We start from the raw sequence: 11775 nt of genomic DNA, 5'->3' as shown, positions 1-11775 counted from the left end.
CGGGCGATGAAACGACTGATTATCGGTATCTCCGGCGCCAGTGGCGTGATTTACGGTATCCGTTTACTGGAGGTGTTGCGTCCCCTCCCCGAGGTGGAGACTCACCTAGTGATGAGCCAAGCGGCGCGTCAGACGTTGGCCTTGGAGACGGATCGCAGTCTGCGCGAGGTCTTGGCCTTGGCAGATGTGGTGCATGATGTGCGTGATATTGCCGCGTCGATCTCCTCGGGTTCTTTTAAGACCGCCGGCATGGTGATCTTACCCTGCTCGATCAAGACCCTCTCCGGTATCGTGCACGGCTACAGCGATACGCTGTTGATCCGCGCCGCGGACGTGGTGCTGAAGGAGCGTCGGCCTCTGGTGCTGTGCGTCCGCGAGACGCCGTTGCACTTGGGGCATCTGCGTCTGATGACCAGCGCTGCCGAACTGGGCGCGCTGATCATGCCGCCAGTGCCTGCCTTCTACCACCGTCCCCAACGCATCGAAGAGATTATCGATCAGACGGTGAATCGGGTGTTGGATCAGTTGGATATCACCCTAGCACAGGAGTTGTTTCCTCGTTGGCAGGGTGGGCGTGGGGCGGCTGGTAGCGCGAGGTGAGGCGCTTATTGGGCGGCGATGTCGAATTGGCTGCCGTTGACTGCCGCCGCCGCCGGCGAGCAGAGCCATAGCACCAGATCCGCGATGCGATGCGATGCGTCGCCGGGGCTGGTGTGGTGTGCGTCGCTCGACTGTATGGGGGGCGGGGGGGGAATCGTGACGCTGGGGATCACCTGATTGACCGTGATGCCCTGCGGCCCCAGATCCTGCGCCATGGCACGCGTAAGCGCACCCAGCGCAGCGCGTCCCATAGCGCAAAGCGCGTCGCTGTGATCGCTCACTTGTCGCGTGCTGCTGATGTGGATAATGCGTCCCCCCGCCGGCATCTGGCGTGCGGCCAGTTGGCTGGTAAGAAACACCGCGCGAACATTGATGGCCATACTCTGTTCAAATTCGCGCAACTCGATCTCGTCGAAAGGCTTGCAGATGATCACCGCGGCGTGATTCACCAGAATATCGATACGTCCCCACTGTTCCAGCGTGTGGGTGATGGCGCGCACGCAAGTCTCTGGTTGACGAGCGTCAGTACGCAAGGCGACGATCTCGCCCCCCTGTTGACGGACTTGCGTCGTCAGTAGTTGGGCTTCCTGCTCCGCGTGGTGGTAGGTCAGCGCGACGCGTGCGCCGGCGGCGGCGAGTGCGCGGACGATGGCGGCGCCGCTGCCTTGGGCGCCTGCGGTGACCAGCGCGACTTTATCGTGCAATAAGGCTTGCTTCATAGATGCTCCACTGATGGGGCGCCGTGCCCGACACGGGTGTCGGGGATTGTCGCCACCGCGGTTTGCCGCGGCGGCCAGGTATAGCGCCAACGGTCGTGGGCGTGCTGTACGGTCTGGCCTCGGCGCACACCGTCTAGAGACACCCAGCCATCAGTGTAGTCAACGTGCTACATCGCTCCGGACGCCCGGTGCGCTCGCCTGCACATTATGTGCGTTTATTTGACGAGGTCATCCAATGCCTCGCGTAAATCGTAGTAACGGAACCCGAATCCCGCCTCTTCCAGACGACGCGGTAACACGCGTTGACCGCCGAGTAACATCAGGCTGGCCTCACCCAACAGGGCGCGTAGCGCTAGCGCTGGCATTCGCATCAGGGTCGGGCGTCCCAAGACCTCGCCGAGTGTCGCCACGAACTGCTCATTGCGTACCGGGTAGGGCGCGGTCATGTTAAACGGACCGTGCAAGGTGGGGTTATCAAGCAGATAGAGGATGGCGTTGATCATGTCGTCGAGATGGATCCACGACAGATATTGATGCCCGCTGCCTAATTCGCCGCCGAGGCCCAGGCGGAATAGCGGCAGCATCCGCCCCAACGCACCACCTTGTGCGGCCAGCACGATGCCGGTGCGCATCAGACAGACACGGGTTTGTTGGCTCTCGGCTTCGCGTGCCAGCGCTTCCCAGCGGGCGCACAGACGGTGAGTAAAGTCGTCCACGGTAGCATCGTCTTCATTTAACGGTGTATCGTCCTGGTTGCCGTAATAGCCGACGGCAGAGCCGGACAGTAACACGCTGGGGGGACGTTGGCTGGCCCGGATTAGGGTGGCCAGGCGTTGAGTGATCTGCCAGCGGCTGTCGCATAGCCGTTGCTTCTGCGCGGCGCTCCAGCGTTTGTCGGCGATCGGCTCCCCTGCGAGGTTGATGACCGCATCGTAGCCATCCAGCGAGCTGAGGGCATCGAGCGAGCTCAGCAGCGTGACCGCCGAGCCGAGCCGTTGCCTGGCCCGCGTCACGTCACGCGTCAGGGCCGTCAGGTGGTGGCCGAGAATGTGTAGCCGGGCGCAAAGCGCGCTACCGATAAGGCCGGTGGCGCCGGTGATCAAGATCTCCATAGGTAGGCTCCTTGCGGTGCACGCGGGTGCACCATCCGCTTCGCTTAATCCCCGCAACTGTAGCGCATGGTCATGGAGACCGAGTCGGCATAGCGCAGGGCGTAGAGTTTATCGACCTCTACTTCAGCATAGGTGACCCAGGGATGTTCACAAGCGATGTTTAACACATCCTGCGTCAATTTCTCCAGCAGGGCGAAGCGGTTTTGCTCTACATGAGCGATGATACGCTTGGTGATAGTGCGATAGTTAAGCGCATCAGCGATATCTTCGCTGTGGCGCGCGTGCTGTGCCGGGTAGTGAATAGCGACGTTGATCACCACATCTTGGCGGTTGGCGATCTCCTCCTCCTTGATACCGATGAAAGTACGTAAACGTAGGTTCTTGATTTTAATGATGGCGTCGGCAACGTGTTGACTCATAAGACATCCTGAATAATAACGACGATGGCAAGCGGCATCGGCCGCCCGTCACAATAACGGCATGTTACGCCTGGGCGAGTTGGTAGGCGCGCCGGGTTGCGGGACGCGCCTGGATAGCGTGGAGCCAGCGTGTGACCGCTGGGTAATCGGCCAGATCGATGCGTTGGCGCGGATGTAACACCACCCAGGGATAAGTCGCCATGTCGGCGATGCTGTAGGCGTCACCCGCCAGATAGGCGTGGCGCTGTAATTGGCGCTCTAGCACGCCGTATAGGCGTACGGCCTCCGTCTGGTAGCGCTCAATGGCGTAAGGGACCGGCAGTGGGGCATAGTAGTTAAAATGGTGACTTTGCCCGAGCATCGGGCCGAAACCGCTCACCTGCCAGAACAGCCACTGGAGGGTATCGGCGCGCGTTCGCAGATCGCGCGCGAGAAAGCGCCCGCTCTTTTCCGCCAGGTAAAGCAAGATGGCCCCGGACTCGAACAGGCTAAGCGGCGCGCCGCCGTCGGCTGGTTGCTGATCGACGATCGCAGGGATCTTGTTGTTGGGGGAGATGGCGAGAAAATCGGGGGTAAACTGCTGGTTGGCATCGAGTGCGATGCGGTGTAAACGATAGGCTAGGCCGCACTCTTCCAGAAACAGGGTAATCTTGTGGCCGTTGGCGGTCGGAGCATAATAAAGATCGATCATCATCTCTTCCTGTGAGTGAGGGGATGTCTGGCGACTATAGAGCAAATCGCAGGGGGAAAAAAGGACGATGTTAACAGATTGTTTTCTTATGGCGCGGCGTTAGCCTGGGCGGTGTTTATTCGCGCTGAGCGGGTCAGCCGGTGTTTCGCGCCGGAGGAAACATGGCATACTGTGTCAGAGAGGGGCCGCAGTCGTCGGACGTTGCGTGCCTACTTGCCCGCTGTTGACTGCCATCAGGAGTGTTTATGAATGCCTCTGCGATAGTTCTCTATTCCGATAGCCGTTATTTGAGTCCCTATGTGATGTCCGTCTTCGTCGCCCTGAAAGAGAAAGGGCTGCGTTGCGAACTGGTGCCTGTCGATTTGGCCGAGGGAGAGAATCACCAGGAGCCGTATGCAGAGATCTCGCTGACGCGTCGAGTCCCTACGTTGCTGGTCGATGGCTTTGCCCTGGCGGAGTCCTCCGCCATTTGTGAATACTTGGACGAAACTTTCTGCGCGCCGCACTATGCGCCGCTCTATCCGCGTGAGCGGCAGGCACGCGCGCTGGCGCGTGAGGTGCAGGCCTGGCTACGCAGCGATCTGGCCGCGTTGCGTCGGGAGCGGCCCAGCGAGGTGGTGTTCTGTGGTCAGCGCTTAGCGCCACTCTCCGCTGAGGCGGAGTATGAGGCGGCGCGTTTGGTGGCGGCGGCGCAACGTCTGCTGCCGTCCGGTCGGCAAAATCTGTTCGGCGAATGGTGTATCGCCGATACCGATCTGGCATTGATGCTGAACCGTTTGGCGCTGCATGATGACGGCCTGCCCGAGCGTTTGGTGGCGTATGCACATTTTCAATGGCAGCGCGCCTCGGTGTGTCAGTGGCTGGCCTTGGGGCGTCGTGGCGTCTGAGACTGGTGTCGTCTTCCCCGGCTGGTTACACTGTGCCTCTGCATCATGCCGTCGGGCGCAGGTGTAGGCTATGGTCGAGTGTTTGTTGAGAATTCCACGATGAAACTGATGTTTATCTCCGATATCCACGGCTCGCTCAGCGCGACAGAGCAGGCGTTGTCGTTGTTCGAGCGCAGTGGCAGCCAGTGGCTGATCCTGTTAGGCGATGTGCTGAATCATGGACCACGTAATCCGCTGCCGGATCACTACGATCCGCCCGCCGTTGCCGAACGCTTGAACGGTTATGCGTCACGCATCATCGCCGTGCGCGGCAACTGTGATAGCGAGGTCGATCAGATGCTGCTTACCTTCCCATTGATGGCATCGTGGCAGCAGGTACTGTTGCCGACGCGGCGGCTGTTTCTGACTCACGGTCATCTGTATCATCCGCAGCAATTGCCGCCACTGGCTGCCGGCGATGTGTTGGTCTACGGCCATACCCATCTGCCGCAGGCGCAGCGGCATGGGGAGCATATTTATTTTAATCCCGGCTCCATCAGTTTGCCGAAAGGGGGCAACGTACCGAGTTTCGGTATGCTGGAGGGGGAGCGGATGTGGGTTCAGGCTCTGCACGGTACAGAGAGACTGGCAGAGGTACGGTTGTAATTGACTTTGGCGAGGGGCCATGCCGCCGCAGGGGGCAGAGGCAGAGTGCGCGTAAGCGCGATTGAGAGAGTGTCATAGGGTAGCAGAGGATGGTGGAGCAGCAGGTTAATAGCGAGATCGAGTGGGTGGATATCGTCGATGAGCACAACGAGGTCATCGCGCAGGCCAGTCGGCAGCAGATGCGTGCGCAGTGCTTACGTCACCGTGCCACTTATATTGTGGTGCATAACGGTATGGGGCGGATCTTGGTGCAGAAGCGTACCGAGAGTAAGGACTTTTATCCCGGCTGGATGGATGCTACCGCCGGCGGCGTGGTGCAGAGCGGCGAGAATATGTTGGAGTCGGCGCGTCGTGAGGCGGAAGAGGAACTGGGGATCGCCGGTGTGCCTTTCGCCGATCATGGCCTGTTTTACTATCAACAGGCGGATTGCCGGGTGTGGGGAGGCCTGTTTAGCTGTGTCTCTCATGGCCCTTTCGCCTTACAGGAAGAGGAGGTGGAGTCTGTCTGCTGGATGACGCCGCAAGAAATCGCCGCCCAGTGCGATAGCTTTACCCCCGATTCTATTCACGCCTTGTCGCTGTGGATGGCGCGCAATAGCGACGGTGAGGCGCCGGCATTGTGTACCCGTTGCAGCGAGGTGGATGCGAGCCAACCGCCCGTATCTACGCCTCCGGCGCGTGCAACGGATGATGATGCCGACACACCGGCATAAAGCAATCATCAGGTTTGTAAATTTTATTTGATACAATTATCACATCTATTTGTTATGTAAAAAGTTACCGTAAAAATGGGATTTTTACATAAGGAAAAATGATGAAACCTGTATTGCCTCTGGTCGCCGGCATGATGCTGGCCGCCCTCTCATCCTTACCGGCCCAGGCGGGGCTGTTCTCGTCATCCGAGGTGGATGCGGAAAAGCAAGCGGTGCAATTGGCTCGCGAGACCGTACACGGTGAGTATCAACTGTTGACGGTGCAGGAGCTGAAGCAGTGGATGGATGAGAAGAAGCCGATGCTGATCGTCGACACCATGCCTTTTGCCGACTCTTACAAGAAACAGCATATTCCCGGAGCGGCCAATATGGCCTTTCCGATGGGGGATATGAATGTCTGGGATAACGCCACCATGGGAGCGACGACCCAGGCCGATTTCATCCGCCTGCTCGGTGCGGATAAGGCGCGGACGCTGGTGTTTTATTGCGGTTTCGTGAAGTGTGCGCGTTCACATAACGCGGCATTGTGGGCCAAGAAGCTGGGCTATCAGCACGTCTACCGCCTACCGGGGGGGATCACCGCCTGGAAAGAGGCCGGCTATCCGCTAGAGAAAGGCGGCTCGGCGGCAGCGAGCGAGGCGGCCAAGGGCGGTACCTGTACCCAAGGGTGTTAAGCATGGGGTTGCGGCGCTAGCCGTGTGTCCGACGCGGTGAACATATGATCCGGTCGGCATAAAAAAGGCTCCCAATGGGAGCCTTTTTGTTACGCCTGAGCCTGGATTTACTTCTGCTGGGCAGACTGGATGGCGGTTAGGGCGACGGTGTAGACGATATCGTCAACCAGGGCACCACGCGACAGGTCGTTGACCGGTTTACGCATGCCTTGCAGCATCGGCCCGATAGAGACCAGATCGGCGGAGCGCTGTACCGCTTTGTAGGTGGTGTTGCCGGTGTTCAGATCCGGGAAGATGAACACGGTGGCTTTCCCGGCGACCGGTGAGTTCGGCGCCTTCGACTTGGCCACATCGGCCATGATGGCCGCGTCGTACTGCAACGGACCGTCGATGACCAGATCCGGACGTTTTTCTTGCGCCAGACGGGTGGCTTCACGCACTTTCTCGACGTCGCTACCCGCGCCGGAGTTACCGGTGGAGTAGGAGATCATCGCGACGCGCGGCTCGATGCCGAAAGCGGCGGCGGAGTCGGCAGACTGGATGGCGATCTCAGCCAGCTGTTCAGCCGTCGGATCCGGGTTGATGGCGCAGTCGCCATAAACCAGAACCTGTTCCGGCAGCAGCATGAAGAAGACGGAGGAAACCAGTGAGCTACCCGGTGCGGTTTTGATCAGCTGCAACGGCGGACGGATGGTGTTGGCGGTGGTGTGTACCGCGCCGGAAACCAGGCCATCGACCTCGTTCTGCTCCAGCATCAGGGTACCCAGTACCACGTTATCTTCCAACTGATCGCGGGCGGCGACTTCGGTCATGCCCTTGTTCTTACGCAGCTCGACCAGACGCGGCACATACTTTTCGCGTACGGCGGCCGGATCGACGATCTCAATACCGTCGCCTAGCGTCACGCCTTGTGCGGCGGCGACGCGCTGGATGTCATCCGGGTTACCCAGCAACACACATTGTGCGATGCCGCGTTCGGCGCAGATAGCGGCCGCTTTCACGGTACGCGGCTCGTCACCTTCCGGCAGGACGATGCGCTTGCCTGCCTTGCGGGCCAGTTCAGTCAACTCGTAGCGGAACGCCGGCGGAGAGAGACGACGTGAACGTTCGGAGGTGGCGCTCAGGGAGTCGATCCACTCGGCATTGATGTGGCTGGCGACGAAGTCTTGCAGCTTCTCGATACGCTGGTGGTCGTCGGCCGGGACCTCCAGGTTAAAGCTTTGCAGGCTCAGTGAGGTCTGCCAGGTGTTAGTGTCGACCATGAATACCGGCAGGCCGGTCTGGAAAGCGCGTTCACACAGTTTGCTGACGCGGGCATCGATTTCATAGCCGCCAGTCAGTAGCAGGGCGCCGATCTCGACACCGTTCATCGCGGCCAGGCAGGCGGCGATCAGCACGTCCGGACGATCAGCGGAGGTGACCAGCAGAGAGCCTGCGCGGAAGTGTTCGAGCATGTGCGGGATGCTGCGCGCGCAGAAGGTGACGGACTTGATGCGACGGGTCTGAATGTCACCGGCGTTGATTACACGTGCTTTCAGGTGGTTAGCCATGTCGATGGCGCGGGTGGCGATCAGTTCGAGGCTCCAAGGGATGCAGCCCAGCACCGGCAGCGGGCTGTTGGCAACCACTTGGGCGACGTCCAGGCTAGCGACGCGGTTTTTGGTGGAGTCGTCGAAAATCTCTGACAGATCCGGACGGGTGCGGCCCAGTTCGTCGACCGGGGCGTTCAATTTATTGATAATTACACCGGCGATGTTTTGGTTCTTGCTGCCGCCGAAGCTGGAGCGAGCCAGTTCGATGCGCTCTTTCACCTGATCGATGCTGTCGTTACCCATCGCCATAACGAAGACGATTTCAGCGTTCAGCGTCTTGGCAATTTCGTAGTTCAGCGCGTTGGCGAATTGATGCTTACGGGTCGGCACCAGGCCTTCGACTAGCACCACCTCGGCATCTTTGGTGTTTTCGTGATAGCGCGCGACGATCTCTTCCATCAGCACGTCTTGCTGGTTAGAGCTCAGCAGCGCTTCGACGTAAGACATACGCAGCGGTTCGGCAGCCGGGATGGTGGAGTTGGCACGGATGATGGTGGTGGTCTGATCCGGCGCATCGGCATCGGTACGCGGCTGGGCGATCGGCTTGAACACGCTCAGGCGTACGCCTTTCTGCTCCATGGAACGAATGACACCCAGGCTAACGCTGGTCAGGCCAACGCTGGTGCTGGTGGGGATCAACATGATTGTACGGGACACGATAGCAACCTCTTTTGAGTAGTCCGCCGCGGCGACGGAAGCGGCGGCGGTAAAAGGGAGTCTTGCTGGCTGGCGGAGCCCTACAGCCTCGCCACCAGCGACACCGCCCGGGTGGGGCGGCGTCGGCGAGTTAGGCGGTCAGACGGGAAGCGTCTTGCGCGATAACCAGCTCTTCGTTGGTCGGGATAACCATGGCCAGGCGGCTGCCTTCTTTGGTGATCACGCCTGACTTGCCGAAGCGCGCGTCCAGGTTGCGCTGGTGGTCGATTTCCAGGCCCAGCAGTGCCAGCTTATCCAGCGTCAGTTCACGCACCATCGCGGCGTTTTCACCGATGCCACCGGTGAAGATGACGGCGTCCAGGCGGCCATCCATCAGTGCGGTGTAGGCACCGATGTATTTCGCCAGACGGTGGCAATACACGTCCATGGCACGTTTGGCATCGGCCTTGGTTTCGTAGTTGTCTTCGACATAACGGCAGTCGCTGGTGACTTCAGTCAAGCCCAGCAGGCCAGACTCTTTGGTCAGCAGGGTATTGATATCGGCGACGCTCATGCCCAGGGTATCGTGCAGGTGGAACACGATGGCCGGATCGATATCGCCGGAACGGGTCCCCATCACCAGGCCTTCCAGCGGGGTCAGGCCCATGGAGGTGTCGACACACTCGCCGTTACGGATGGCGCTGACGGAACCGCCGTTGCCCAGGTGGCAGGTGATAACGTTCAGCTCTTCTACCGGCTTGTTCAACATTTTGGCCGCTTCACGGCTGACATAGTAGTGGCTGGTGCCGTGTGCGCCGTAGCGACGGATGCCGTGCTCTTTATACAGGTGATACGGCAGGGCGTACAGGTAGGATTCTTCCGGCATAGTGGTGTGGAACGCGGTATCGAATACGGCGACGTTCTTCTCTTTCAGCAGCGGGAAGGCTTTGAAGGCTTCTTCGATGCCGATCAGGTGAGCCGGGTTGTGCAGTGGGGCAAACGGGATCGCATCCTTGATGCCTTGTAACACCTCGTCGTTGATCACGGCGGAGTGAGTGAACTTCTCGCCGCCGTGTACGATACGGTGACCGATAGCGGTCAGTGCGGCAGAAAGTTCCGGCTTCTGTGCCAGGATGGTGTTAACGATGAAGTTCAGAGCTTCACTATGAGCTGCGCCTGCGCCCAGCGCCGCTTCGTGTTTCGCACCGTCCATTTTCCATTTAATTCGGGCTTCAGGGAGGTTAAAACATTCGGCTAAACCAGACAGGTGCTCTTCACCGTTGACCGCGTTGATGATGGCGAATTTCAGGGAAGAACTGCCGCAGTTAAGAACCAGTACCAGCTTCGACATGGAAGTACCTACTTGTTATGCGTGGTTAGAAAGTGTACCAGACAGGCGCTAAGCGTAGCGCAATACGCTGCCGGCATTTATGATTAACATCATGTGCGGCACGATCTGGCATAAGGCCGCGGTACGTGCCGTTCATAAACGGTGTTGCATCAAAATAATCCGCCCTGTGGACGGCCACGGTATCCGGGGAAAGCGGCCAAGGCGCCTTGCGGTGCCGTGCATCTCTCCTCAAACCATGCAGGTTCACAGCAGCACGCTTGGGCGCCGCGGCATGACTGCCACTGTCCGTCGCTCCCTGCGGGGGAGTGTGCTGCTGTGAGCCCGCCCATCTAGCGTCAACGTGCCATATGAGGCAGGGTTGCGGCATCGACGGGGGGCGATGAGTGCGGACGTCAGCGGCGTGGAGGATTTTTTACCCTTCTTGACTGACGGCGGCCTCAAGGCCGGCTTAGAATACCGATAGCGGCCTTTAAAAACAAAATAAATTTGAGTCCGCCTATTTTTTGTAGTCATTTTACTGTGTTTGTTTAATATTTATCGAATAAATTGAGGTTGCCATGTCATCAGCTCCTACGCCCCATGTCGCCTGGTTCCGCCTTTTCCAGCGCGGTCAAATCTATATGAAGACGTGGCCGAATGAGAAACGGTTGGCACCGGTATTCCCCGAGCACCGGGTATCCCGAGCGACGCGTTTTGCCATCCGCTTTATGCCCCCCATCGCCATGTTTACCCTGTGCTGGCAGATCGCGTTGGGCGGGCAATTGGGCCCGGCCGTCGCGACGGCGTTGTTCGCCTGTAGCCTGCCGATGCAGGGATTATGGTGGCTGGGTAAACGTTCCGTGACGCCGCTCCCCCCTACGCTATTGCAGTGGTTTCATCAGCTACGCGACAAGTTGTCGGCGTCCGGCATCGCCTTGGCACCTATCGAAGGCGCGCCGACCTATCAGTCGTTGGCTGAATTGTTGCGCCGTTGCTGTAAGCAACTGGATAAGACCTTTCTAGACGATATTTAAAGAGGGCGCTGGTACCTTGGTTAATGTGTTGTAAGCAAAATACAGCACACTTGAAAATAGAAAGGCTGTCTTGGTAATGGGTACATCCTTTTATTGTGGCGAATTCCCGCCAAGATCAAAAAACATCTTTTAGTGCTCTGTTGGCGAATGGGGCAATATGTCATGCTGAACGGTAAACATTGATCGTGGTAACTCTGGCCGTCGTCGGCCAATAAGGACAGTAAAGATGGAAATGACCAATGCACAGCGCCTGATCCTCTCAAATCAGTATAAGATGATGTCGATGCTCGACCCTGACAATGCCGAGCGCTATCGTCGTCTGCAAACTATCATCGAGCGAGGATTCGGGCTGCAACTGCGAGAGCTCGATCGTGACTTCGGCGAGCTGCCGGAAGAGACCTGTCGCACCATCATCGACATTATGGAGATGCATCATGCGCTGCAAGTCTCTTACAATAACCTGAAGGAGCGTCAGGATATCGATGCCCGTCGCTTGGAGTTCTTAGGCTTCGATGCAGCGACAGAGGCGCGTTATCTGAGTTATGTCCGGTTCCTGGTCAATACCGAAGGGCGCTATACCCATTTCGATAGCGGTACACACGGCTTCAACGCCCAAACCAAGATGTGGGAGAAGTACCTGCGCATGCTGGCCGTTTGGCATGCCTGTCCGCGCCAGTACCATTTAAGTGCCGTGGAGATTACGCAAATTCTGAATGCGTAACG

13 protein-coding genes are annotated in these 11775 nt (G+C 58.7%); 7 read left to right on the top strand and 6 right to left on the bottom strand.

Going from position 1 to position 11775, the window contains the following annotated elements; translation table 11 throughout:
• Nucleotides 1–6 precede the first annotated feature (6 nt).
• The gene (locus tag EHO01S_RS02855; RefSeq protein ID WP_024522544.1) at nucleotides 7–600 is read left to right on the top strand and encodes a UbiX family flavin prenyltransferase; all 594 of its coding nucleotides are present in this window, start codon (nucleotides 7–9) and stop codon (nucleotides 598–600) included.
• Between the two features lie 5 nt (nucleotides 601–605).
• Here EHO01S_RS02855 and EHO01S_RS02850 read toward each other — a convergent pair whose 3' ends face one another.
• From EHO01S_RS02850 to EHO01S_RS02835, 4 genes are all read right to left on the bottom strand, one after another.
• Nucleotides 606–1319, bottom strand: coding sequence for an SDR family NAD(P)-dependent oxidoreductase (locus EHO01S_RS02850; RefSeq protein ID WP_024522543.1), 714 nt, complete (start codon nucleotides 1317–1319; stop codon nucleotides 606–608).
• A 215-nt stretch (nucleotides 1320–1534) separates the two neighbouring features.
• Complete coding sequence (locus tag EHO01S_RS02845; protein WP_024522542.1) at nucleotides 1535–2431, bottom strand: TIGR01777 family oxidoreductase; 897 nt, start codon at nucleotides 2429–2431, stop codon at nucleotides 1535–1537.
• A 44-nt stretch (nucleotides 2432–2475) separates the two neighbouring features.
• Entirely contained in the window at nucleotides 2476–2850 is a 375-nt protein-coding gene (gene folX / locus EHO01S_RS02840) for a dihydroneopterin triphosphate 2'-epimerase (protein WP_024522541.1), read from the bottom strand.
• A gap of 64 nt (nucleotides 2851–2914) precedes the next feature.
• On the bottom strand, nucleotides 2915–3541 hold the full coding sequence (locus tag EHO01S_RS02835; protein WP_024522540.1) for a glutathione binding-like protein: 627 nt from the start codon (nucleotides 3539–3541) through the stop codon (nucleotides 2915–2917).
• A 245-nt stretch (nucleotides 3542–3786) separates the two neighbouring features.
• Here EHO01S_RS02835 and yfcF point away from each other — a divergent pair, with 245 nt between their 5' ends.
• The 4 genes from yfcF (at nucleotide 3787) to EHO01S_RS02815 (ending at nucleotide 6460) form a co-directional block, all read left to right on the top strand.
• Complete coding sequence (yfcF, locus tag EHO01S_RS02830) at nucleotides 3787–4428, top strand: glutathione transferase (protein ID WP_024522539.1); 642 nt, start codon at nucleotides 3787–3789, stop codon at nucleotides 4426–4428.
• A 99-nt stretch (nucleotides 4429–4527) separates the two neighbouring features.
• Complete coding sequence (yfcE, locus tag EHO01S_RS02825) at nucleotides 4528–5073, top strand: phosphodiesterase (protein ID WP_024522538.1); 546 nt, start codon at nucleotides 4528–4530, stop codon at nucleotides 5071–5073.
• Nucleotides 5074–5162: 89 nt separating this feature from the next.
• Nucleotides 5163–5786: an NUDIX hydrolase YfcD gene (yfcD, locus tag EHO01S_RS02820; protein WP_024522537.1), complete on the top strand. Its 624-nt coding sequence runs from the start codon at nucleotides 5163–5165 to the stop codon at nucleotides 5784–5786.
• A 101-nt stretch (nucleotides 5787–5887) separates the two neighbouring features.
• On the top strand, nucleotides 5888–6460 hold the full coding sequence (locus EHO01S_RS02815; protein ID WP_024522536.1) for a rhodanese-like domain-containing protein: 573 nt from the start codon (nucleotides 5888–5890) through the stop codon (nucleotides 6458–6460).
• Nucleotides 6461–6567: 107 nt separating this feature from the next.
• Here EHO01S_RS02815 and pta read toward each other — a convergent pair whose 3' ends face one another.
• The gene (gene pta / locus EHO01S_RS02810; RefSeq protein WP_024522535.1) at nucleotides 6568–8709 is read right to left on the bottom strand and encodes a phosphate acetyltransferase; all 2142 of its coding nucleotides are present in this window, start codon (nucleotides 8707–8709) and stop codon (nucleotides 6568–6570) included.
• Between the two features lie 130 nt (nucleotides 8710–8839).
• Nucleotides 8840–10039 (bottom strand): acetate kinase, encoded by a 1200-nt coding sequence (gene ackA, locus EHO01S_RS02805; protein ID WP_024522534.1) that lies wholly within the window; start codon nucleotides 10037–10039, stop codon nucleotides 8840–8842.
• Between the two features lie 557 nt (nucleotides 10040–10596).
• On the opposite strand from ackA, the gene yfbV reads away from it, so the two are divergent.
• Both yfbV and EHO01S_RS02795 read left to right on the top strand, forming a co-directional pair.
• Nucleotides 10597–11052, top strand: a complete 456-nt coding sequence (yfbV, locus tag EHO01S_RS02800) for a terminus macrodomain insulation protein YfbV (protein WP_024522533.1) — start codon at nucleotides 10597–10599, stop codon at nucleotides 11050–11052.
• 226 nt (nucleotides 11053–11278) lie between these two features.
• On the top strand, nucleotides 11279–11773 hold the full coding sequence (locus EHO01S_RS02795; RefSeq protein WP_024522532.1) for a YfbU family protein: 495 nt from the start codon (nucleotides 11279–11281) through the stop codon (nucleotides 11771–11773).
• Nucleotides 11774–11775 lie beyond the last annotated feature (2 nt).

This window comes from Edwardsiella hoshinae NBRC 105699 = ATCC 33379 (assembly GCF_000474215.1).
Lineage (GTDB): Bacteria > Pseudomonadota > Gammaproteobacteria > Enterobacterales > Enterobacteriaceae > Edwardsiella > Edwardsiella hoshinae.
This window is presented reverse-complemented; position numbering and strand designations above follow the sequence as displayed.